Origin of the sequence: Streptomyces sp. NPDC004667 (assembly GCF_040609475.1) — a bacterium.
Taxonomy (GTDB): Bacteria; Actinomycetota; Actinomycetes; order Streptomycetales; family Streptomycetaceae; genus Streptomyces.
Genome location: NZ_JBEXKC010000070.1, coordinates 1 through 22,998 on the forward strand (window position 1 = coordinate 1; position 22,998 = coordinate 22,998).

21 protein-coding genes are annotated in these 22,998 nt (G+C 73.9%); 13 read left to right on the forward strand and 8 right to left on the reverse strand.

The window, feature by feature from the left end:
• Nucleotides 1-1,243 (reverse strand): helix-turn-helix domain-containing protein (locus ABZW32_RS29950; RefSeq protein WP_356221705.1); only part of this gene is annotated, 1,243 nt, incomplete at its 3' end.
• Nucleotides 1,244-1,447: 204 nt separating this feature from the next.
• On the opposite strand from ABZW32_RS29950, the gene ABZW32_RS29955 reads away from it, so the two are divergent.
• Entirely contained in the window at nucleotides 1,448-2,224 is a 777-nt protein-coding gene (locus ABZW32_RS29955) for a PE-PPE domain-containing protein (protein ID WP_356221708.1), read from the forward strand.
• A 113-nt stretch (nucleotides 2,225-2,337) separates the two neighbouring features.
• Here ABZW32_RS29955 and ABZW32_RS29960 read toward each other — a convergent pair whose 3' ends face one another.
• Nucleotides 2,338-2,943, reverse strand: coding sequence for a TetR/AcrR family transcriptional regulator (locus ABZW32_RS29960; protein WP_356221711.1), 606 nt, complete (start codon nucleotides 2,941-2,943; stop codon nucleotides 2,338-2,340).
• Between the two features lie 89 nt (nucleotides 2,944-3,032).
• On the opposite strand from ABZW32_RS29960, the gene ABZW32_RS29965 reads away from it, so the two are divergent.
• Nucleotides 3,033-3,899, forward strand: coding sequence for a class I SAM-dependent methyltransferase (locus tag ABZW32_RS29965; RefSeq protein WP_356221714.1), 867 nt, complete (start codon nucleotides 3,033-3,035; stop codon nucleotides 3,897-3,899).
• A gap of 72 nt (nucleotides 3,900-3,971) precedes the next feature.
• Here ABZW32_RS29965 and ABZW32_RS29970 read toward each other — a convergent pair whose 3' ends face one another.
• From ABZW32_RS29970 to ABZW32_RS29985, 4 genes are all read right to left on the reverse strand, one after another.
• Entirely contained in the window at nucleotides 3,972-4,331 is a 360-nt protein-coding gene (locus ABZW32_RS29970) for a subtilase-type protease inhibitor (RefSeq protein ID WP_356221811.1), read from the reverse strand.
• Nucleotides 4,332-4,784: 453 nt separating this feature from the next.
• A complete protein-coding gene (locus tag ABZW32_RS29975; protein WP_356221716.1) occupies nucleotides 4,785-5,345 on the reverse strand; it encodes a DinB family protein in 561 nt (186 codons plus the stop codon).
• Between the two features lie 105 nt (nucleotides 5,346-5,450).
• Nucleotides 5,451-5,870, reverse strand: a complete 420-nt coding sequence (locus ABZW32_RS29980) for a metalloregulator ArsR/SmtB family transcription factor (RefSeq protein ID WP_356221814.1) — start codon at nucleotides 5,868-5,870, stop codon at nucleotides 5,451-5,453.
• A gap of 243 nt (nucleotides 5,871-6,113) precedes the next feature.
• On the reverse strand, nucleotides 6,114-6,488 hold the full coding sequence (locus tag ABZW32_RS29985) for a hypothetical protein (RefSeq protein WP_280919650.1): 375 nt from the start codon (nucleotides 6,486-6,488) through the stop codon (nucleotides 6,114-6,116).
• 299 nt (nucleotides 6,489-6,787) lie between these two features.
• On the opposite strand from ABZW32_RS29985, the gene ABZW32_RS29990 reads away from it, so the two are divergent.
• The 9 genes from ABZW32_RS29990 (at nucleotide 6,788) to ABZW32_RS30030 (ending at nucleotide 18,530) form a co-directional block, all read left to right on the forward strand.
• Nucleotides 6,788-8,362, forward strand: a complete 1,575-nt coding sequence (locus ABZW32_RS29990) for a metallophosphoesterase family protein (RefSeq protein WP_356221817.1) — start codon at nucleotides 6,788-6,790, stop codon at nucleotides 8,360-8,362.
• A gap of 376 nt (nucleotides 8,363-8,738) precedes the next feature.
• Entirely contained in the window at nucleotides 8,739-9,263 is a 525-nt protein-coding gene (locus ABZW32_RS29995) for a hypothetical protein (RefSeq protein WP_356221718.1), read from the forward strand.
• A 412-nt stretch (nucleotides 9,264-9,675) separates the two neighbouring features.
• The gene (locus tag ABZW32_RS30000) at nucleotides 9,676-11,817 is read left to right on the forward strand and encodes a hypothetical protein (RefSeq protein ID WP_356221720.1); all 2,142 of its coding nucleotides are present in this window, start codon (nucleotides 9,676-9,678) and stop codon (nucleotides 11,815-11,817) included.
• Nucleotides 11,818-11,920: 103 nt separating this feature from the next.
• A complete protein-coding gene (gene pelF, locus ABZW32_RS30005) occupies nucleotides 11,921-13,621 on the forward strand; it encodes a GT4 family glycosyltransferase PelF (protein WP_356221723.1) in 1,701 nt (566 codons plus the stop codon).
• Nucleotides 13,618-15,069 carry a hypothetical protein gene (locus ABZW32_RS30010; RefSeq protein ID WP_356221726.1) on the forward strand — a complete coding sequence of 484 codons (1,452 nt, stop codon included), beginning with the start codon at nucleotides 13,618-13,620 and terminating at the stop codon, nucleotides 15,067-15,069. Before pelF ends, ABZW32_RS30010 begins: the two co-directional genes overlap by 4 nt.
• A gap of 67 nt (nucleotides 15,070-15,136) precedes the next feature.
• The gene (locus tag ABZW32_RS30015) at nucleotides 15,137-16,138 is read left to right on the forward strand and encodes a GDP-mannose 4,6-dehydratase (protein WP_356221729.1); all 1,002 of its coding nucleotides are present in this window, start codon (nucleotides 15,137-15,139) and stop codon (nucleotides 16,136-16,138) included.
• A gap of 93 nt (nucleotides 16,139-16,231) precedes the next feature.
• Entirely contained in the window at nucleotides 16,232-16,945 is a 714-nt protein-coding gene (locus ABZW32_RS30020) for a sugar phosphate nucleotidyltransferase (RefSeq protein ID WP_356221731.1), read from the forward strand.
• An 8-nt stretch (nucleotides 16,946-16,953) separates the two neighbouring features.
• Nucleotides 16,954-17,871: an NAD-dependent epimerase/dehydratase family protein gene (locus ABZW32_RS30025; RefSeq protein WP_356221733.1), complete on the forward strand. Its 918-nt coding sequence runs from the start codon at nucleotides 16,954-16,956 to the stop codon at nucleotides 17,869-17,871.
• Nucleotides 17,868-18,530 carry a spherulation-specific family 4 protein gene (locus ABZW32_RS30030; protein ID WP_356221736.1) on the forward strand — a complete coding sequence of 221 codons (663 nt, stop codon included), beginning with the start codon at nucleotides 17,868-17,870 and terminating at the stop codon, nucleotides 18,528-18,530. Before ABZW32_RS30025 ends, ABZW32_RS30030 begins: the two co-directional genes overlap by 4 nt.
• 22 nt (nucleotides 18,531-18,552) lie before the next feature.
• Here ABZW32_RS30030 and ABZW32_RS30035 read toward each other — a convergent pair whose 3' ends face one another.
• Both ABZW32_RS30035 and ABZW32_RS30040 read right to left on the reverse strand, forming a co-directional pair.
• Entirely contained in the window at nucleotides 18,553-19,407 is an 855-nt protein-coding gene (locus ABZW32_RS30035; protein WP_356221739.1) for a 2OG-Fe(II) oxygenase, read from the reverse strand.
• A 120-nt stretch (nucleotides 19,408-19,527) separates the two neighbouring features.
• Nucleotides 19,528-20,214, reverse strand: coding sequence for a TetR/AcrR family transcriptional regulator (locus ABZW32_RS30040; protein WP_356221742.1), 687 nt, complete (start codon nucleotides 20,212-20,214; stop codon nucleotides 19,528-19,530).
• 124 nt (nucleotides 20,215-20,338) lie between these two features.
• Between ABZW32_RS30040 and abc-f the strand changes: the two genes are divergently transcribed.
• Nucleotides 20,339-22,006, forward strand: a complete 1,668-nt coding sequence (abc-f, locus tag ABZW32_RS30045) for a ribosomal protection-like ABC-F family protein (RefSeq protein WP_356221745.1) — start codon at nucleotides 20,339-20,341, stop codon at nucleotides 22,004-22,006.
• A 42-nt stretch (nucleotides 22,007-22,048) separates the two neighbouring features.
• Nucleotides 22,049-22,954 carry a virginiamycin B lyase gene (locus tag ABZW32_RS30050; protein ID WP_356221748.1) on the forward strand — a complete coding sequence of 302 codons (906 nt, stop codon included), beginning with the start codon at nucleotides 22,049-22,051 and terminating at the stop codon, nucleotides 22,952-22,954.
• The last annotated feature ends 44 nt before the right edge of the window (nucleotides 22,955-22,998 follow it).

The following is a 22,998-nucleotide window of genomic DNA, read 5'->3' on the forward strand; positions in this document are numbered from 1 at the left end:
CGGAACCCCTCTGGTCCCCGAGCCCCGACCGGATCGCCGCGGCCCGCGTCACCGCCTTCCAGGCCTGGGCCGCGAACCGCTTCGGCGCCCCCGCCCCTGTGCCGGGGGTGGCCGGTGCGGCGGGCCGGGCGGTGCGGGGCAGGTAGTGGACGAGGTCCTCGGTGTCCAGGTCCATCAGCTCGATGCCGGCGGTCCGGCGGAGCCCCTCCACCGCGACGGCCTCGGCGAACCGTTCCGTACGGCTGGTCAGCAGGAGCGGCAGCGCGCTCGTGTTGAGTTCGCGCAGGGCGAGGCCGAGGAGCCCCGTCGCGATCTCGTCGAAGCCGTCGAGCACCGGCAGGATCCACCCGGCGTCCACCAGCGCGGAGGCCAGCGGGGATCCGCCGGGTGCGCGCGCGTCGAGGCCGGGATGGTCGCGCAGGAGGCGCTCGATCAGCCAGTCGCGCAGCGTGGTGACGGCCGGATCCCAGGACCCGATGCTGAAGACCACCGGTACCGGCTCGCCCGCGGAGCGCCCGGCCAGGTAGTCGGTGACGAACCGCAGGACCAGGACCGTCTTGCCGGAGCCGGCCCGGCCGAGCACCAGCAGCCGTCCGGACCGGACGCGCCGGTAGACGTCGGCGATCCCGGCCGGGCCGCCCTGCGGGGACGCCGGGCCGCCGGGGCCGTCCCCGCGGTCCAGCAGGTCCTCCGGGGCCGGCCGCCACCGCACGGGCAGCGGGAACGGGTCGTGGACGCGCCGCTGTTCCTCCTCGCGGACGCAGCGGCCGTACACGTCGAGGGCCAGCGCGTCGGCGACCCCGGCCAGGGCCTGCGACGACGGCGGCAGCGGGCCGGCCCGCAAGGACCGGGGAGGTACGGCCGCCGGCTCGGGCGGGCGCGCGGGCACGGAACCGGCCGTCGCACCGGTGTCCCCGGCGGTGGAACCACTCCCCACGGCTGCGCCGGCGCCGGTGCCCGCGTCCGTACCGGTACCGCCGCCGGCGCCGGTGTCCGCGTCCGTACCGGTACCGCGCTGGGCGGCCAGCAGCTCCGTCCAGACGCCGTCCCGGTCGCGGCGCAGCGCGTCGGCCAGCGCGTGGGCGACCTGCTTCACCGTTCCCATCCGGGCATCGGTGGGTTTGCCGGTCTCCAGCCGGTGGATGGTGCGCACGCCCAGCCGGGACCGCTCGGCCAGCTGCTCCTGGGTCATCCCCGCCTCCAGCCGCAGCCCGCGGAGCAACGCGCCGAACCGGTCGTTCACCCGGACCCCTCCCACCCGGCCGCGACCGCGGCCACCGGTGACGGATGCCCTGCCGGATTCCCCCCGGAAACACGGGGCACGGGCAACCGGCCATATATGGCCGGTCGTTGACATGGTCCGCCGACCAGCGAGAACACCACGATGGGAACCGGTCGCCGCATCCGACGCGGCGTCCGACCCGAACCGAGGGAGACGACCGGTCCCATGACCACCACGAAGCCGCGCGGGCTCGCCCGCCGCCTCCAGTCCGTCATCGCGTCGACCGTCCTGCTGTTCGCCGGGGCCGCCGCCGTACCGCCCGCCGCGCACGCCGACCCCGTGCACCACTACTACATCGAGATCGGCGGCACCGGCGCGGCCACGGACGCCCCCGGGTGCACCAGCAGCTTCACGGCCGCGAACGAGCACTTGAACGGCGGGACCGCGGTTCCCGTCTGCTACCCGGCCAGCGGCGGCCCGTTCGTCGGGAGCCACAACGAGACGCCGGCGCCCTGGGGGACCCCGAGCTTCGGCGACAGCGTCAACGCGGGCTACTGGAACGCCCTGGCCGCGCTGGAGAGCACCCACCGCGCCGACCCCACGGCCCGCTTCACGATCGCCGGCTACTCCCAGGGGGCCTGGGTCGGCGACCTGCTGCTCCGCACGATCGCCGACAACGGCACCGAGGTGCCCCGCTCGCAGGTCGACGGCATGCTCTACTCCGACCCGATGCAGCCCGGCACGGGCTTCTGGCACCTGGTCCCCGAGGGGGTGCTCGTCCCGTTCGTCGCCGATTCCCCCGGCACCGGCCCGGAGGAGTTCCCCGGGGTCCCGGTCCGGCGCTTCTGCATCCGGACCGACGGGGTCTGTGACGCCACGTCCCTGGACTCCTTCTCCGGCTTCCTGCGCCAGCATCCCCGGTACTTCCAGGCGGGCAGCATCATCGAGGAGACCCTCGCGCAGCACGGGGGCAGCGGGACGGTCTGGTATCCGGCGCAGTGACCCGGGACCGCTGAACCGCGACGCCCCACCGCGACGCCCCACCGCGGCCCGGCCCTGTGGCCGGGCCGCGGCGGGGCCGCGGCGCGCCGGGCGCCGTCGCGGGCGGGCCGGGATCAGGCCGGGCCGCGGCCCGGCGGGCCGAGCAGGGCGGTGACCAGACGCCCGCACGTCGCGCGAGCGTCGAAGTCGGGGTCCGGGGAACGCGTCATCAGCAGGTGGTGGACGGTGCCGACGAGCGCGAGCGCGAGGATGTGCGGGTCGGCACCCCCCGGCACGCGGCCGGCGCCCTGTTCGGCCTCCAGGTAGCCGGCGACCGACTCCTGCATCGCCGCGTACCCCGGCTCCCCGGCCTCCAGCGCCCGCCGCGTGTGCAGGGAGGCGGTGGGCCGGGTCATCGCGAGGCCGACGACCGCGGGATCCAGGGAATCCAGCAGCGCCGCCGCGAAGTCGACGAGGTTGTCCGCGACGGTACCCCGTCCCACGCGGTCCGCCAGGGCTTCGGCGCCACGGGCACTGCGGGAGAAACGGTCCAGGACGAGCGCGGCGACGAACTCGTCCAGCCCCGCGAAATGCGCGTGCAGGACTCCTTTCGCGCACTGCGCCTCATCGGTGACCGCCCGGCTGGTCAGGGCGGCGGCGCCGCCCCGGGCCACGACCCGTTCGGCGGCGGCGAAGAGCCGCTCGCGAAGGTCGGGGATCGCCACTCCACGCGGAGACATGGAACCTCTTTCCGGAAAGCCGATTGCCGGTATGGGCGTGCGCCCATACTCTTTGGGCACTTGCCCATTCTATGGCGTGGAGGCATCCGATGGACCAGGCGAACCCGGCCGAGGGCGTGGCCAACAAGGACCAGGAGCAGGCGTGGAACGGCTACGAAGGCGCCTACTGGGCCCGTCACCAGGACCGCTGGGACGCCGTCAACGACGGCTTCAACCAACCGCTCCTCGACGCCGCCGGGATCGCGCCGCGCGACCGGGTCCTGGACATCGGCTGCGGAGCCGGGCGTACGACCCGGCTCGCCGCCCGACTGGCGGCGCGGGGGACCGCCCTCGGCCTGGACCTGTCGGTCCCGATGCTCGAACGGGCGCGGGCGAGCGCGGCGCACGAGCGGACGGCCAACGTCGTCTTCTCGCGGGGTGACGCCCAGGTCCACCCGTTCGCCCCCGGTGGCTTCGACGTGGCCCTCAGCCGGTACGGCGTCATGTTCTTCGCGGATCCGCGGGCGGCCTTCGCGAACATCGGGCGCGCCCTGCGTCCCGGCGGCCGCCTGTCCTTCGTCTGTGCCGCGCGGCCCGAGGAGAACGACTGGTTCCGGGCGCTGGCCACCCTGCACGGGATCCTTCCGGTGGGGGAGTTCGGCACTCCGGGGGCCCCGGGCATGTTCTCGCTCGCGGCTCCCGGGCGGGCCTCCGGGATCCTGGCTGCTTCCGGCTTCGAGGCGGTCGAGTCCGTAGCCGTGGAGGCGTACGGGGACTGGGGGCGCGATGCCGAGGTCGCGGCCGCGTTCCTGCTGGACACCGGTCCCGGCCGTCAACTCCTCGACCGGGTCGGGCCGGCGGAGGCGGAACGCGCCCGCCGTTCCCTCGCCGACGCCCTTCGCCCCTACGAGGGCGGCGGCGCGGTGCGGATGCGCAGTTCCGCCTGGCTGGTCACCGCGCGCAGGCCCGCGGAGTAGCGGTGTGGCGGCGGGGCGGAGCGGCGGTGTCGCGCCAGGGTCCTCCTCCGGCCCCGCCCGTGTGCGACCGGGTCAGAACGCGAGGACGGCGTTGCCGTTGACCGTCGCGGACATCGCGCAGGCGTTGGAGAAGGTGTGCTTCCAGGCGACGCGGGTGCCCTGCCACACGCCGTCCGCCGTGACGGTGACGGGGGCGTAGTGCATCGGACAGGCGCGGTCCGGGTCCGGCGCGCTCAGCAGGCGGTCGAACGTGCCGCCGGCGGACTTGAGGGCGGCGCACGCGGCCTGGGGGTCGGGGTGGGTGCCCGTGGCGGTCGGCGCGCAGCTGAGGGTGGACGCCCGTAAGACGGTGGCCGCCGCGTCGTCGCCCTGGGCGACGGTGAACACCAGGGCCGAGGGCGCGTACAGGCTGGTGGGCTTGGCCTCGGCCATGCCGGTCACTCCGGCCAGGCAGAGGAGGGCGGCGGCAGAGACGGTAGCGATGCGACGCACGACAAGACTCTCTTTCGATTCAAAGGCTGGATGCGATTCTGCTTTTCGGAACCGCTTCCTTACGTGCTTGAGCCTGTCTGATCCGAAGGGGAGACGCACATCGATGACCGATTTACGGACACACCGTCCGCATAGCGGCAACCGAATGGTCGTTCGGGCAGCTCAGTCGGGGTGCGCCGACCGCGCGCGGGCGTGCGGGCGCCCGGCTTCGTGGCCGGTGACCTGCTGTCTTTGGCGCGTCGGCGTACTGTCGGCCGCCCGCGATTCACCGGGCGGCCATGCAGCTTGTCCGGATAGCGCGGTCCTCACCACCGCCCGCCCGGCGCTCGGGTGCTACTGACCGACCTGCTGCCGATCGACCTGCTGCCGATCGACCTGCTACCGACCGACCCGCTACTGGCCGACCCTTCCGTCGACGCACTCGCGCAGCAGGTCGGCGTGGCCGCAGTGGCGGGCGTACTCCTCGACCCGGTGCACCAGCAGCTCCCGGACCGCGATGCCGTCCTTGCCCACGCGCTCGCCCAGGTCCGCGTGTTCGGCCAGCGCGGCGTCGGTCGCGGCCTGCTCGCGCTCCAGATCGGCGTACGCGGCGTCCACCACGGCCTGTTCGGCGACGGCTCCGTGGAAGTCGCCGTCGCGCGCGCCGTACAGCTTCGCCAGCGGGTCGCCGTCGGTGATCCAGTTGCGCCAGTCCCGTTCCACCTCGGCCAGGTGCCGGAGCAGGCCGAGCAGCGACATCGTCGACGGAGGCACCGAGCGGCGGGCCAGTTGCTCCGGGTCCAGGCCCTCGCACTTCATGCGCAGGGTCATGCGGTAGTTGGTCAGGAAGTCCAGCAGCGTCGCGAACTCGCCGTCCGGGCTGTTTCCTTCGGTGTTGCGAGGGTCATCGTCCGGGTCGGCCCACATGTCGGGGTAGACGGTCGCCTGGGTCCATCGTTCGGGTTGCTCGTCCATGCGGTCGATGATCGCCCGCGCCGGTCCGGTCCGCCACCGAGTTCCGGTGCGGGGGCGGCGGCATGGCGGCGTCGGCCGACGGGATGCCCCGTCACCCCGGCCGTGTCACGAAGCGGCGCTGGCGCCCGTGCCGGTCTCCACGCCCGCGCGGGCCTCCATGCCCGTACGGGTCTCCACGCCCGTGCGGTCCGGCCTGGAGTCGCCCTGCCTTAGTTCCGCGAGGAGTTCGCTCTGGCCGACCAGGAGTTCCGTGAGGATGCGGCGGGCCGCCCTCAGCAGATCGGCGACGTCGCCGCCGGCGAGCGCGTAACTCACCGTCGACCCGTCGCGGATGGAGACGACGATGCCCGACCGGCGCAGTACGGCGAGCTGCTGGGAGAGGTTGGAGGGCTCGATGTCGATCTCGGCGAGGAGCTCGCGCACGGGCCGCGGGCCGTTCTGCAGCAGCTCCAGGACGCGGATGCGGACGGGGTGCCCGAGCATGCGGAAGAACTCGGCCTTCGCCTGGTACAGGGGTACCTGGATTCCCACGCGTGCTCCTGCCATCGCCCGCAACGGCGCTCCTCCGCACCGGCGTTCCGGTCGGACAGCCCTCGTGCCCGTCCTGATGCCCCGTCGTCGTGCCCGTCGTGTCCGTCGTCATGTCCGTCGTCGTGCCCAATCATTGCGCCCGCGGGGCCCACGCCTGCCCGAGTTTGACTGCTTTCAGATATGCCGAGTTGAAGAAATCTTCAACTCGTGGGCATGCGTGGGCCCGGAGCACCCCGGCTACAGCTCCAGTGCCGCTTCGATGCGCTTCAGCTGGTGGCGGGCCATGGCCAGGTTGGAGTTGCCCTTGTCCAGTACGAGGTACAGGAACAGGCTGTTCATCCCGTTGCCCCCCAGCAGCCTGATGAGGTGGTACTGGCTGCCGAGCGTGATCAGCAGGTCCTCGATCTCGTCCTGCAGCCCCAGCATCTGCATGGTGCGGACCTTCGCCCGGATCACATCGGTGTTGCCCGCGGCGGCGACCATCAGGTCGAGGTCCTTGCCGCCGCCGAGGGTGCCCAGCGCCATCCCGCTGGTGTAGTCGACGAGCGCCGCCCCCAGCGCGCCCTCGATCGAGGTCATGATCTCCTTCAGGGACACTTCCACATTCGCCATCGGCGCCCGCTCCCTCACTCGCACGTCTGCGCCCGGCACCCATGTCGTAGGCGGGGCCGGACTGTTAGCGGCACTCACGCTACTGAGCGGGCGCCACGACGGGCGGGGAATGACGGAAGTGGCGGAAAACCTCTCCCGTGACCCCGCGTGGGGAACGCCCGCCGTTCCACGGCCTGCCTCCCGCGTGATCTGCGGATCACTCGCGAAGATTCTGGACGTCACATGGGGTTCCGTATCCCCTGTGTTCACCCGGTGGTGGGACGCGCGCCGCCCGAGGAGAGGATGTTCGCGCCATGGACCTGGACGTACCCGATTTCGGTATCCCTCAGAAGCTCGCCTCCCGCATGAGCATGGCCGAGCAGCACGACTACCTGCGCGCCCGGTTCACCCGGCGCGGCGCGCTGCGTGCGGGCGCGGTCACCGCCGCCGTGGCCGGGGTCGGCCTCGGCGCGGGCGCGGCATCGCCCGCCTACGCGGCCCCGGCCGTGCTGCCGGCCTCCTCCGAGCGGCGCGGCGTCGACGGTTCGCTGACCGCCCCCTTCGGACGCCACCTGCAGTACGGCGCCGACCCGAAGACCCAGATGCGCGTCTCGTGGCAGGTGCCCTTCGCCGTCAAGAAGCCGTACCTGCGCGTCGGCACCAGCCCCTGGGCGCTGAGCCGGAAGATCGACGCCGAGGTGCGCCACCTCAGCACCCCCGTCTTCAACGGCGGCAAGATCGCGGCCGCCGAGCAGTTCTACCTGCACGTGGGCCTGGACCGGCTGCGGCCCGGCCAGACGTACTACTACGGCGTCGGCCACGACGGGTTCGACCCGGCCGACCACCGCAACCTCGGCACCCTCGGCACCTTCACCACCGCGCCCGCACGCGCCGAGAACTTCACCTTCACCGCCTTCGGCGACCAGGGCGTGAGCTACCACGCCCTCGCCAACGACGCCGTGCTGCTGGCCCAGAACCCGGCCTTCCACCTCCACGCGGGGGACATCTGCTACGCCGACTCCTCCGGCGCGGGCGCCCCCGGCGACACCTACGACGCCCGCGCCTGGGACCAGTTCCTGGCCCAGACCGAGTCGGTGGCCAAGAGCGTGCCGTGGATGGTGACGACCGGCAACCACGACATGGAGGCCTGGTACTCGCCGCAGGGCTACGGCGGCCAGAACGCCCGCTGGTCCCTGCCCGACAACGGCCCGGACCCGGTCAACCAGCCCGGCGTCTACTCCTTCGTGCACGGCAACGTCGGCGTCGTCGCGCTCGACGCCAACGACGTCTCGTACGAGATCCCCGCCAACTTCGGCATCAGCGGCGGAAAGCAGACCGCCTGGCTGGACCGGCGCCTCGGCGAGCTGCGCCACCACCGCGACGTCGACTTCATCGTGGTCTTCTTCCACCACTGCGCGTTCTCCACCACCAGCTCGCACGCCTCCGAGGGCGGTGTCCGCGACGCGTGGGTGCCGCTGTTCGAGAAGCACACGGTGGACCTGGTCATCAACGGCCACAACCACGTGTACGAGCGCACCGACGCCATCAAGGCCAACCGGGTCGGCCGCAAGGTGGCGATCGGGGAGCGGACCGACCCGACCCGGGACGGCATCGTCTACGTCACGGCCGGCGCGGCGGGCCGCTCGCTGTACAGCTTCCCGGTGCCCGACTCGTACGAGGGCCACGTCGCGGACCGCGACAGCGTGGACACCTACCACTGGGCCAAGGGCGGTGCGAAGGCGACCGAGACCGTCGAGTGGTCGCGGGTCCGGTACACCAACTACTCGTTCCTCGCGGTGGAGGTGGAGACCGGCTCCCACCCGCGGCTGAAGGTCAGCGCGCTCGCCGAGACGGGGCAACGCGTCGACCACTTCGAGATCCAGCGCGGCCGGTAGTCCGGTGGTCCGGTGGCCCGGGGCGACCCGGGCCACCGGACGCGGGCAGGCCCCCCGCACGGGCCCCCGGCACGTGCCTCCGGCCGGATCACGCCGGGTTGGCCGGGAATGCCGGGGCCGGGGCGGGCCGGGAAGCGGCTCCGGGCCCGGCCATGCGTCGGGTGTGAGCCAAAGCGCCGGACCCCGCGCCGCCCCGCGGGTCCATCCCGCCCCACACAGTGCGTACGGTGCGTGTGCTGCCCGTATACAGTGTGTGATCTTCCTTCACGCACTCCCCGCAACCCCTTCGCGGGAGGGACACTTCCGGCCGATCCGCGGACGCACCCTTCCGGGCGGGGCAGACGGCGTACGTGTGTTCTGTCTAGCCTCCCGGGCCATGAGATCACCTCTGACGGGCCGTCTGGGCCTCGCCGCCGTCCTCGCCCTCGTCCTCGCCGTGTTCGGCCTCGCCCCCGCCGCGAGCGCCGACCCCGCGCCGGCCGCGCTGACGTTCAGCACGAGCAGCGCCACCACCACGCCCGGTGGCACCGTGCAGCTGTCGATGACGCTCACCAACAACAAGAGCTACGACGTCTGGTTCGTCTACCAGACGATCGACCCCACCTGGCTGACCACCCAGCGCCCCGACCTCAAGTACAGCTTCACCGGCTGTTCCCTCGCCACCGCCGCGGGCAGCACCTCCTGCGCCGGCACCGGTCCCGCCAACCTCGGCGGGAACTACGGCGCCACCATCCCGCCCGGCCAGAGCCGCACCGTCACGCTGACCCTCCAGGTCGCCGCCGACTCCGGCTGCAACGGCAACATAGGCTTCTACAGCTACTACTACGCGGAGTTCAGCGACAGCAGCAACGCCACCGGCGGTCCCGTGTACACGCCCGAGACCCGCGTGCTCTGCGCCTGACGAACCGCCCGCCCGCCCCGTCGAGGGCGATGGCTTGAAATAACCGGAGATCGGGTGTTCGAATGGTCTCGACCATCGGAGCCCGTCCGGCGGACCGCCACGGTCCGCAAAGATGCACCATTCGGGGCCCGGACCAGCGCGCAATCCTCTGCGCGCCTCCGGGCCCTCGCGCACGGGACGCCCGGAACGCACTCCGGTCCCCTCAAGTGATCCTTGAGTGCGCCCCCATTGTGCGCCTGCGGTTTTCCGCCGGTTTTCGCGACACCATCACAAACGCTACACAGAGACATCACCATGTGACGCGACGGATGCGTCGACGACTGGCTTCTGAGGGGGCGCCGGCGTCGCGCGAGGGGGTGCGTCCGCTCCGTGCGAGCCGTGCTCACCCCTGCCTGGGAGGGGACTTCACCGCATGAAGCGGAACATTCGCACCGCCGTGCTCACGGTGGGCACGCTCATCGCCGCGCTCGGCTTACCCGCCGGCACCGCACACGCCGACGACCCCGCGCCGCGCACCGACCTGCGCGTGCTGGTGGTGAGCGACGGCGGCCCGTCGACCGCCGCCATCGCGGCCGAACTGGACTCGGCCGGAACGCCGTACACCACCGTCGACCTCACCCGGGGCGGGCGGCCGACGATCGACGCCGCCTTCCTCGCCGACACCGTGGACGGCCGGCCGCGCGCCAAGTACCAGGCCGTGGTGATGCCCAACGACAACCCCTTCCCGGCCGGCTCGGCCGAGATGGCGGCCCTGAGCGCCTACGAGCGCACGTACGGCATCCCGCAGGTCGACGCCTACACCTACTCCCGGCCCCAGGTCGGCCTCCAGTACTTCGCCTCCGGCGGCTACGCCGGCAGCCTCGACGGCGTGCGCGCCGGGGTCACCGCGGCCGGCCTCGGCGGCCCGTTCGCCTACCTCGACGGGGCCGTCCCCTTCGAGGACAACTCGCCCACCGTCGGCGAGAGTTACGCCTACCTCGCGCAGCCCGCCCCGGGCGCCGACTTCACCACCTACGTCGACGCCCCCATACCCGGGACGCCGAGACGAGGATCGCTGGTCGGCGAGTACCGGCACGACGGACGGCGCGAGCTCGTCGTCACCTTCGTCTACAACCAGTACCAGCAGCAGTTCCGCCTGCTGGCCCGCGGCATCGTCGAGTGGATGACCGGCGGGGTCCACCTGGGCGCCTCGCGCAACTACTTCGCCGTCCACGTCGACGACGTCTTCGCCGCCGACGACCGCTGGGACAGCGTCCTCAACTGCACCCCCGGCGACGTGGACTGCGCCAACGGCGCGGGCACGCCGAGCCCGATCCGGATGACCGGCGCGGACGCCACGTACGCCGCGCAGTGGCAGACCGACCACCGCTTCACCCTCGACATGGTCTACAACGGGGCCGGCAGCCTGGACCAGCGCGAGGACAACAACGGCGTCGACGTGCTCGCCGACACCCTCATCGCCCAGCGCGACCGCTTCCGCTGGGTCAACCACACCTACACGCACGCCTACCTCGGCTGCGAGCAGGACGTCAGCGCCGTGCCGTGGAAGTGCGCCACCCTCCCCGGCGGCGCCACCAAGTGGGTCAGCAGGACGGCCATCAGCGACGAGATCGCGCTCAACCGCGTCTGGGGCCAGGGCGTCGGACTGCCCCTGCAGAACGACGAGTTGGTCACCGGCGAGCACTCGGGCATGAAGCTGCTCCCGCAGCAGCCGCAGGACAACCCCAACCTGGCGCTCGCCCTCGCCGACAACGGCGTCAAGTGGCTCGCCTCGGACAACTCCCGCGACCCCGACCAGCGCCCCGTCGGCCCGGCCGCCACCGTCGCCCGCTACCCGATCAACGTCTTCTACAACGCGGGCAAGGCCGTCGAGCAGGCCGACGAGTACAACTGGATCTACACCCGCCGGTCCCAGGGCGGCAGCGGAATCTGCGAGGACCACGCCGACACCACCACCTGCCTGCCCGCCCCGCTGGACACGGCCACCGGGTACGCGCAGTACATCGCGCCGCAGGAGGTCCGCACCGCCCTCGGCCACGTCCTCTCCAACGACCCCAAGCCCCACTTCATCCACCAGTCCAACCTGGCCGAGGAACGCATCGCCTACCCCGTCCTCGACGGGGTCCTCGACGGGTACGACGCCCTCTTCGCGGCCAACACCCCCGTGGAGAACCTCCGGATGAAGGACATCGGCGTCGAACTCCAGCGCCGCGCGGCCTGGAAGGACGCCGTGAAGGCCGGTCAGGTCACCGCCTACCGCATCGGTGACACCGTCACCGTCCAGGCCCCGAACGGCCTCGCGGTCCCCGCGACCCTGCTCCCCGGCAGCCGCCAGGGCACCGCCGCCTTCGGCAGCCCCTACGCGGGCCGGGCCTCCGGCTGGACGGCCTCGGCCGGGACGCCGCTCGCCTTCACCCTTCCGGCGTCCGCCGCCACCGGAGCGCAGTCCGCAGCCGCCACCTTCGCCCGGCCGGCTCCGCAGACCGCCCCCGCCCCGCGCACCGAGGTCCCCGCGGCCGTGCGCGAAGGCGGCTCCCGAGCCCCCAAGGGCTGACCGACCGGCGCACGCGAGGTCCCGGCCGCCCCTGCGCGGCCGGGACGGCCAGGTCCACCGACCGCGGCCACCCCCACATCTTTTCCGGCCGTGGAGCCCACCCATGCACGTTCACCACGGCGCGCGCCGCCCCGGAGCGACGCGTGTCACCCTGCTCACCGAAGGCACCTACCCGCACAGTCACGGCGGCGTCAGCGTCTGGTGCGACCAGCTCGTCCAGGGCATGCCCGACCTCGACTTCGACGTCATCGCGGTCACCGGCACCGGCCGCGAAGCCCTCGCCTGGGACCTGCCCGCGCACGTCCACAGCGTCCGCTCGGTCCCCATGTGGGGTGCCCCGCCCGAAGGCCGACGGCCCCACGGGCGGGCCGAGCGCCGGCTGGCCGCCGCGTACGAACGGTTCCTGACGGCGCTCCTCGACCCGCAGGCCGAGGACGGGTTCGCCCCCGCGCTCTACACGATGGCGCGCGCCGCCGCGGACGGGCAGCTGAGCCCGTTCCTGCGCGGCCACCGCGCCATCACCATCCTCGCCGCGGTGTGGAACCGTCCGGGACTCGCCGTCCGCGAGGCCCGCCCGACCCTGCGCGACGCGCTCACCGCCACCACCCTGCTGGAACACGCCCTGCGCCCGCTCGCCGCACCACCGCCGAGCGACGGCGTCGCACACGCGGTCAGCGGCGGCGTCGCCGTACTTCCCGGTCTGGCCGGACTCGAACGGCACGACGTACCGCTCCTGCTCACCGAGCACGGGGTCTACCTGCGCGAACGCTACATCGGCTACCGCACCGCGCCCTACCGCTGGCCGGTCAAGGCCCTCGTGCTCGGCTTCTTCCGGCTGCTGGCCCAGGAGAGCTACCGCCGGGCCGCCCTGATCACCCCCGGCAACCGCTACAACCGGCTGTGGGAGGAGGAAGGAGGCGCCGCCCCGGAGTCCATACGCACCGTGTACAACGGCGTCGACCCCGCCGCCTTCCCACCGGCCGGGCCCGAGCCCGAGGTCCCCACGCTGAGCTGGGCGGGCCGGGTCGACCCGATCAAGGACCTGGAGACCCTGATCCGCGCCTTCGACCTGGTCAGGCGTCAGGTACCCGAGGCCCGGCTGCGGCTGTTCGGCGGCACCCCCCGGGGCGGGGAGGCCTACCGGGAGCGGTGCGAGGCACTGGCCGCCGAGCTCGGACACGCAGACGCCGTCGTCTTCGAGGGCCGCGTCGACGACATCAAGGACGCCTACGCCGCCGGCAACGTCGTGATGCTCTCCAGCATCAGCGAAGGCTTCCCCTTCACCCTCATCGAGGCCATGTCGTGCGGACGGGCCACCGTCTCCACCGACGTGGGCGGCGTACGGGAAGCCGTCGGCGAGGCAGGACTCGTGGTACCGCCGAGGGACCCGGCCGCCATGGCCGCCGCCGCCGTGGAACTGCTCGCCGACGCCCCGCGGCGCGCGGCGATGGGCGAGGCCGCCCGGCTGCGGGTGATCGAACAGTTCACCCTGCGCCAGACCATCGACACCTTCCGCTCCATCTACCTGGAACTGCCCGCCCTCGCCCGGTCCGCCGCGGCCCCGCCCCGCATCGCGGTGGCACCCGTGCCCGCGCAGACGTCCACGGCGGCCGCCTCCGCACCGGCGGCCACCTCCGCACCGGCGACCGTCACGGGACCGGCCGTCGCGCAGGCACCCGCCCCGCAGCCGGCCGCCCCGGCCGGTACGCGTCCGCGGCGCCCCGTACCGTCCTGGGCCAGGGCGGACGCCCCCGAGGAGAGCACCGCACCGGCGGTCTCCGGCACGGGGAGCCTGGCCGGATGAGCGGACCCATGGACCTCGAACCGCGCCACGGGCAGGACGACACACTGGCGCTCCGGCTGGCCGTTCCCAAACGGCCGGCCCGCCCCCGCCGCGGCACCGGCACCCCCGGGCCGCGCGGGACCGCCCACGACGGCGAGGCCGTCACCCTGGGGCTGCGCCTGCCCGGACCCGCCCGCACCGACGAGGCCGTCAACGGGCTCGCCGCCGACATGGCCGACCGCGTGGGACCCGCCGTCCACCCGTACGAAGTGGCCGCGCTGCTGGAGGCGGACGGGCTCTCCGCCGAGACCATCCGGCAGCGCTACGGCCACCCCGACATCTTCTCCCTCGCCACCGCACTCTACGAGCGGGTGCCCCGCGTCTTCCCGGAACCGGCCCGCGCGGCCGACCCGTGGCGCCCCGACCACCTGCGCTGCCTGCTGCGCGGAGTGCTGTTCGCCCTCCCCGCCCTCGCCTACCTGCTCACCGCACCGCTGTGGCAACCGGGGAAGCACGCCGCAGCCCTCGTCGTCGCGGGCATCGTCTCCTGGGCGTGGGGCCAGGCCCTCGGCCACCGCGCCTACCTGTGGATGGTGGCCGGCCGGCGCGAGGCCGCCCGCACCCTGCTGCGCGGGGCCCCGCTCGGCGCCGCGCTCGCCACCGCGGCCGCCGCCGTCCCCGCCCACGGCTCCCCGGTGATCTGGGCGGCGGCCGCGCAGTCCCTCTACCTGGCCGCCGCGGGCGTCCTGCTCGTCCTGGGCCGGGAAACGCTGCTGCTCGCCGCCCTCTCACCGCTCGCCGCGGGCGCCGCCGTCCTGCCCTGGTGGGAACCCGGCCCACTGCTGCGCACCGGACTGACACTCCTGGCCCTCGCCGCCACGCTCGCCGCCGCCGGCCGCACCCTGCGCACCGAGTACGCCGCCGCGCCCGCGGCCGGCGAGGGCTCCGGGCCGCCGCTGCCGCGCTCCCTGCCCTACGGCCTGTTCGGCCTGGCCGCAGCCCTGCTGGTGCTGCTCGCGGGCCGCCGCGAGCCGTACGCGGTGATCGTGCTCACCGTCAGCATGGGCCCCGCCGAATGGCTGCTCTACCGCTACCGAGGTCTGTCGGCCGCCGCTCTCGGCGCGTCCGGGAGCCCCGTCGGCTTCCGGCTGCGGTCGGCCGGCGTCCTGGCCCTGTGCCTGCTCCTCTACACGCTCCCGCTGGTGCCCGCCGCACTGCTCACCGGCGCCGGCCCCGCCACCCTGCCCCTGCTCGCCGCGACCCTGTGGACCGCCCTGCTGCTCCAGGCCTTCGCGGTGGCCTGGGCCCCGGCCCTGATCTGCCTCGCGGCCGCCGGCGCCGCCGGCGCGGTCACCCTGTTCCACCTGCCCCCGGGACCCTCCGTCCTGCCGCTCTGCTGCGCCGGGGCCGCCCTGTGCCTCATCGGGTGCACGCTGCGGCTCCTCGGACGGCCCGCCTCCCATGCCTGACGACCCCGACCCGGCCCGACCCCGGACCGCACCCGTACCCGTACCACCCATCGAAAGGAGAGGTCGGTTGACCTCCGCACCGCTCGCAGCCGTCACCGGAGCCGAAGGCTTCATCGGCTCCCACCTCACCGAGTCCCTCGTCGCCCGCGGCTACCGGGTCAGGGCCATGGCCCAGTACAACTCCTTCTCCTCCTACGGCTGGCTGGAGACCCTCGCCCCCGACGTCCTCGACCAGGTGGAGATCGTCCTCGGCGACGTCCGCGACCCCGGCTCGGTCCGCGGGCTGCTGGAAGGCGCCGACTGCGCCTACCACCTCGCCGCCCTCATCGCGATCCCCTACTCCTACCGGGCCCCGCACAGCTACGTGGACACCAACGTCACCGGCACCCTCAACGTGCTGGAGGCCGTCCGCGCGCTCGGCACACCGCGCCTGGTGCACACCTCCACGAGCGAGACGTACGGCACCGCGCAGACCGTCCCGATCACCGAGGACCACCCCATCAACACCCAGTCCCCGTACGCCGCTTCGAAGGCCGGCGGCGACCGGCTCGCCGACAGCTACCACGCGAGCTTCGAGACCCCCGTGGTGACCCTGCGGCCCTTCAACACCTTCGGCCCGCGCCAGTCGATGCGCGCGGTGATCCCCACCGTCATCGGCCAGGTGGCGGCCGGGGAGCGCGTCATCACCCTCGGCGACCTGCGCCCCACCAGGGACTTCAGCTACGCCAAGGACACCGCCGCGGCGTTCCTCGCGGTGGGCACCGCCCCCGCCGAGCGGGTGGTCGGCCGCACCTTCAACTCCGGTACCGGTACCGAGATCTCCGTCGGCGACCTGGTGGCACTGATCGGCAAGGTGATGGACGTCCCGATCGAGGTGCGCGAGGACACCGAGCGACTGCGGCCGGCCGCCTCCGAGGTCATGCGGCTCGTCGCGGACGCGAGCCGGCTCACCGCCGCCACCGGCTGGGAACCGGCCCACAGCCTGGAGGAAGGCCTGGCGCACACCGTCGAGTTCTTCCGCGACCCGGCCAACCTCGCCCGGTACAAGACCGGCATCTACAACGTCTGATCCCACCGGACCCCACACCCCCCACGCCCACCCCACCGCCATCCCCACGTCCCCCCACCACGGCTCCGCACACGACTGATGGAGGAACTCCCCATGTACGCAGTGATCCTGGCGGGCGGCAAGGGCGTCCGGCTGCGCCCTTACACCACTGCCCTCCCCAAGCCGCTCGTCCCCATAGGTGACCAGCACGCCATCCTGGAGATCGTGCTGCGCCAGCTGTCGGCCGCCGGATTCACCCGCTGCACCATCGCCATCGGTCACCTGGGCGAGATCATCCGCGCCTACGTGGGCGACGGATCCCAGTGGGGGATGGCCGTCGACTACGCGACCGAGGAGAGCCCGCTGGGGACCATGGGCCCGCTGCTCAACCTCCGCGACCGGCTCCCGGAAAGATTCCTCGTGATGAACGGCGACGTCCTCACCGACCTCGACTACGCCGACGTGCTGCGCCGCCACGAGGCCTCGCGCGCGCCGCTGACCATCGCCACCTACCCGCGCAAGGTGCACGTCGACTTCGGGGTGCTCACCACCGACGCCACCCGCGTCGTCGGCTTCACCGAGAAGCCCAGCATGGACTATCGCGTGTCCATGGGCGTGTACGGCCTGAGCCGCGACACCCTCGACGGATACACCCCCGGCCTGCCGCTCGGCTTCGACGAGCTCGTCCTCGACCTCCTCAAGACCCAGAACCCGCCGCACGCCTACGAGTTCGACGGCTACTGGCTGGACATCGGCCGCCCCGACGACTACGACCGGGCCAACGCCGAATTCACCACCCGCAAGTCCCTGCTGCTCAAGGGAGCCTGAGGCACGTCATGCGCATTCTCGTCCTGGGACGCACCGGCTATCTCGGCGCGCACGTCGCCGACCGGCTGGGCGCCCTGCCGGATGTACGGGTCCTCGACGCCGGGCGCTCGCCCGGCGCCGGGTTCGGCATCGACCTCGCCACCGACCGGACCGAACGGCTGGCCAAGACCCTCGCGGGGGCGGCCCCCGATGCCGTGGTGAACTGCGCGGGGGCGACCGGCGGTGACCCGGTCACCCTCGCCGAGGTCAACTCCCGCGGACCCGCGGTGCTGTGCGCGGCACTGCGGGAGGCCGCCCCGCAGGCCCGCCTGGTCCACCTGGGCTCGGCGGCCGAGTACGGGCCGGGCGCGTTCGGCGTCCGGGTGGGGGAGTCGGCGGCCACCCGCCCGGTCAGCCCGTACGGGGCCACCAAACTGGCCGGGACCGTCACCGTGGCCACCTCCGGCCTGGACGCGGTGGTGCTGCGCGTGGGCAACCCGGTCGGGCCCGGCGCACCGGCCACCGGGCTGCCCGGCAGGCTCACGGCCCTGCTGCGGGAGGCCGGCCCGGACCCGGCGGCGGTGCTGCGGCTGGGCGACCTCTCCGCGTACCGCGACTTCGTGGACGTACGGGACGTGGCCCGCGCGGTGGAACTCGCGGTCACCGCCACCGGTCCGCTGCAGTCGGTGCTGAACATCAGCACCGGCGAGGCGGCGCCGGTCCGCGAACTGGTGCACGGACTGGCCCGCCGGGCGGGCTTCCGGGGGCGGATCGAGGAGAACACGGGCGCCGCGCCCGGCTCGGCCCGCTCGGCAGACGTGTCCTGGCAGTGCTCCGACGTCACGGCGGCGGACCGGGTCCTGGGGTGGCGTCCGGCCCGTCAACTGGACGACATGCTCGCCTCGTTGTGGGAGGCGGGCACCCGGAGCGGCAGCCCCGCGCGATGACCCTGCTGGTTCCGCTGTACGTACACCCGGCGGAGGACCCGGGGGCCTGGGCGCGGCTGATCGGGGCCGCGCCCCGGACCTACGCGGTGGTGCTCAACCCCGCGAGCGGTCCGGGCCCGCGCCCCGATCCCGCGTTCACGGCCGCCGCCTCGGCCCTGCACGCCGCCGGCGCGCGGCTGCTGGGATACGTCGACACCGCGTACGGGCGGCGGGACGGGGCGGAGGTCAACTACGAGATCCTGCGCTACCGGGAGTGGTACGGGGTCGACGGCGCTTTCCTGGACCGGGTGACGGCGGAACGCCGGGGGCTGCGCGCCTGCCGTCGCCTGGTCCGGTCGCTGCGCAGCCTGGGGGCGAGCACCGTCGTCCTCAACCCGGGCGTCCACCCGGACCCGGGCTACCTCCGCCTGGCGGACCTGGTCGTCACCTTCGAGGGCGACTGGAGCACGTACGTGTCGGCGTTCAGCCGGCCCGGGTGGACCGCCCGCCACCCGCCGGAGCGCTTCTGCCACCTCGTCCACGGGGTTCCCGAGGCCCTCGTCCCGCTCGCGGTGCGCACCGCCGGCGAGCGCGGCGCGGCGGTCTCGGGTCCGGTCACCGGCCACCTCCCCAACCCGTGGACCGAGCCGACCCCGGCCCTGCACACCCCCGGAAGCTGACGTCCGGCCGGGTGGCCCCGCCTCATCCGGAGGCGGGGTCCCCGGCGACCCGGAGGGTGGCGGGGCCGGCGGACGGCAGGGGGGCGGAGCGGCCGCCCTCGTGGTCCGCCGCGACCCCGTGCAGCGGGCGGGTGCCCTCGGCGGCGCCGGCCAGCCACCGCCAGATCGGGGCCGCGGCGTCGGAGGGATCCGGCGCGGACTCCCGGCCGGAGATCCACGTCGTGAGGGTGAACCGGTGGTCGGCGAACCGCCTGCTGGGGCAGGTCGACGGGACGACCTCGTGGAAGGCGGCGGCGGGGAAGAAGACGATCGTGTCGTGCTCGGGCTCGATCGTGCGGTACGTCTGGGACGGCCGCGCCCGGTGGCCGTCGACCACGGTGTCGTGGAGGCGGAGCTGGCCGCCGCCGAAGCCGCGGGGCCGGCGGTGGAGGTAGTAGACCGCGGACACGGCCGTGCTCACGTCGGGCACCCGCGACGCGTCGGTGTGCATCCCGTAGTGGCCGCCGTCGCCGTGCGCCGTCAGGACCGTCAGGGACCGGTCGAGCGCGGCCCGGTGGCCGAGGGACTCCTGGACGAGCGGCAGGCAGTCGGCGAGGTGCCGGCTGAACACCCCGCTGGTCACGGGAAGGACCAGCGAGTCCCTCCCCTTGTGGGACTCCTCTCCGGTCAGGGGGTCGGGCACGGTCCCCGCCGTGAAGTCGCCCTGCCGCCCGATCGCGTACTCCAGCAGGGCGTCGGCGCGTTCGGCGCCGAGGAAGTTCTCGAATCGGCACACCGGCGCCGGTACCACCAGAGCCGGGGACCATCGGTCGGAGGAGGGCAGGACCCGGGTGCCGATTTCCGTCGCAGAGGCCGGTTCCTTCGCGAATCCGCTCATGGCCCGGAACCGTACGCGCGCCCCGGGCCACGGCGAAGGAGCACAGGGGGGCGCACGGGGGAACGTCCACGGTGCCCCGTACGTGCGCCTCGGCGCGTGGGGGCCGCCCGGCGGGGCGGGTCAGTGGAAGACGCCCGCCCTGGCCGCCGCGCAGGCGGCGCGGGCCGCACGGCGCGGGAGTTCCGGGTCGGGGGCGCTGCGCAGGAGCAGCAGTTCCTGGTACAGCGGCGCCGTGGCCGTGACGAGCAACGCGCGGGCGTCCAGGCCCGGTTGGAGCTCGTTCCGGTCCACCGCCCGGTCGGCCACCGGCGCCGAGCGGGCGTAGCGGCCCTCCCAGAAGCGGTTCAGCGCGCCCGCGGCCTGTGCCGAGCGGAAGGAGGCGGCGATCAGCGCGGTGGTGAGGTTCGCGCCGGAGCCGGAGCCGGAGCCGGAGCCGGAGCCGGAGCCGTCGGTCGCGTCGGTCCCGCCCGGGCACAGGGCGTCGTAGACCTCCTGGTTGAGGGCCGTGAGGTCGCCCTCCAGGGACCCGGTGTCGGCCGGGCGCCAGCCGTCGTCGGCGGCCGCGTCGAGGACGTCGGCCAGCAGCCCGCCGACGTCGCGCCACCGCCGGTACACGGTGGTGCGGTGGACCCCGGCCCGCTCGGCGACGGCGTCCACCGTCAGCGCGTCGTACCCGGCCTCCACGAGGAGCGTTCCGACCGCCTCGACGACCTGCGCGCGGACACGGGCGCTGCGGCCGCCCGTCCGGCGCCGGGCGCCCTCGGGAGTGGACTCGGGAAGATCGCTTGCGTTCTGGGGGGACGTCATGTCACGATCTTAACGCAACATCCGTCGCTTTAGGGAGTTCCGATGCTCATCCGTCGTATCCGGCCCGCCGGCCGCCGCCCCGGTTCCGCCCCCGCCCGCCCCTCCCACCACCCGGAGACCCTCCATGACCGCGACCGACACCTCCGCACGGCTCACCGCGCTTGACGTCACCAAGGCCTACGACGGCCGCCTCGTCCTCGACTCCGTCACCTGCTCCGTCACGGCGGGGGACCGCCTCGGGATCGTCGGCGAGAACGGCTCCGGCAAATCCACCCTGCTGCGCATCCTGGCGGGCGCCGAACAGCCCGACGGCGGAAGCGTCTTCATCCGTTCCCGGGGCCGCGTCGGCCACCTCGCCCAGGAGGAGGAACTGCCCGCGCACCTCACGGTCCAGCAGGTCATCGACCGGGCCCTCGGCGAACTGCGCGGCATGGAAGCCGGGCTGCGCCGACTGGAACGCCGCATGGAAGACGGCGACACCTCCGTCCTGACCGCCTACGCCGACCTGCTGACCGCCTACGAACTGCGCGGCGGATACGAAGCCGACGCACGCGTCGAACGCGCCCTGCACGGTCTCGGCCTGCTGCGGCTGCGCCGCGACCGCCCGGTCGGCGCACTGTCCGGCGGGGGCCGGGTCCGGCTGCGCCTCGCGACGCTGCTGGCCGCCGAGCCCGAGGTGCTGCTGCTCGACGAACCGACCAACCACCTGGACGACTCCGCCCTGACCTGGCTGGAGGAGCACCTGCGCACCCGCCGCGGCACCACGGTGGCCGTCTCCCACGACCGCGTCTTCCTCGACCGCGTCACCACCTCCCTCCTGGAGGTCGACGGCGACACCCACACGGTCGTGCGCCACGGGAACGGCTACAGCGGCTACCGCGCCGAACGGGCCGCCGCCCGCGAGCGCGCGGAACAGGCCCATGAGGCGTGGACCACCGAGGTCGCCCGGCTGCGCGACGCCGCCGCCGGCACCGCACGGCGGGTGGCGCCCGGACGGGCCCGCAAGGACGGCAACAAGATGGCCTACGACCGGGCCGCCGGCCGGGTGCAGCAGTCCCTGGCGAGCCGGGTGCGCCAGGCCGAGGAACGCCTCGGCCGCCTGCTGGCGCACCCGGCGCCCCGGCCCGCACCGCCCCTGCGCTTCACCGTCGTCCCCCAGGGGGGCGAGGTGCGCGGAACGCTCCTCGCGGCGCACCGCGCCGAGGTTCCGGGGCGTCTGGCGCCGACCAGCCTGACCCTCGGCCCCGGCGACCGCCTCCTGATCGGCGGACCGAACGGCGCGGGCAAGAGCACCCTGCTCGACCTGCTCGCCGGAACGTCACAGCCCGCGCACGGCAGCGTCGAACGCCGGGGCCGCGTCGGACTGCTCCACCAGCTGCCGGACCCCGGGCCGGACGGGCGCACCGTCCTCGCCGCCTACGGGCAGGGACGCGCCGGACACCCGGAGGAACACGCCGAACAGCTGCTGGCGCTCGGGCTGTTCCACCGCGACCGGCTCGGCGTCCCCGTCGGCAGCCTGTCGGCCGGACAGCGGCAGCGGCTCGCGCTGGCGCGCCTGGTGACCGAGCCGTACGACGTCCTGCTCCTCGACGAGCCGACGAACCACCTCTCCCTCGCCCTGGTGGAGGAACTGGAGACGGCCCTCGCGGGCTTCCCCGGTGCGGTGGCCGTCGTCAGCCACGACCGGATGCTGCGCGCCCGCTGGCAGGGCGCGCGCCTGGACCTCGCGGCGGCGGCCCCCGCCGACGGCCGCTGCGCGGCGCTCCCGACGGCCACCGCCCACGCGGCCTGACCCCGATCCGCCCCTCGATCCGCCCCTTCCGAGAGGACCCGTATGCCCCACACCCTCACGCCCGACCGCTCCTTCCCCGTCTCCCACCCGGGCTCCGGCCCGTACGCCCTGACCACCGGCCCCGACGGCGCGCTCTGGTGCACGCTCGTGCACGCCGGCCGGATCGCCCGGCTCACGCCCGAGGGCCGGCTCGACGAGTTCCCGCTCGACTCGGACGTCTGCGGCCCCTCCCTCATCACCGCGGGCACCGACGGCGCGCTCTGGTTCACCCGCATGCGCGACGACCGGATCGGCCGGATCGACCCGGACGGGCACGCCCGCTCGTACGCCCTGCCCACACCGGGCGCGGGCCCGTACGGCATCGCGGCCGGACCCGACGGCGCCCTCTGGTTCACCCAGCTGCACAGCGACCGGATCGGTCGCATCGACACCGGGGGAGCGGTCGTGGAGTTCCCGCTGCCCGGCCTCGAAGGAGCCTTCCCCTCCATGATCACGGCGGGCGGCGACGGCGCCCTCTGGTTCACCCTCAACCAGGCCCACGCCATCGGCCGGATCACGACCGCGGGCGAGGTGACCGTCCATCCGCTGCCCACGCCCGGGGCGGCACCCGTCGGGATCGCGGCGGGAGCCGACGGAAGCCTGTGGTTCACGGAGATCGGGGCGGGCCGCATCGGGCGGATCACGACGGCGGGGGAGGTGACCGGGTTCCCGCTCCCGGACCCGGCCTGCCGCCCGCACGCGATCACCACCGCCCCCGACGGCTCGGTGTGGTTCACCCTGTGGGCGACCGGAAGGATCGGTTCCCTCACCCCCGAGGGGGACCTGGAGGAACACGCCCTCCCCGACCCCGCCTGCGAACCCCACGGCCTGGCGTTCGGCCCGGACGGCGCCCTCTACACGGCCCTGGAGACGGGGGAGATCCTGCGCCTCGTCCGCGGCGGAGCGTGATCCCCGCACACCGCCGGCGCCGGACCGGCCGGCACCCGCAGCGG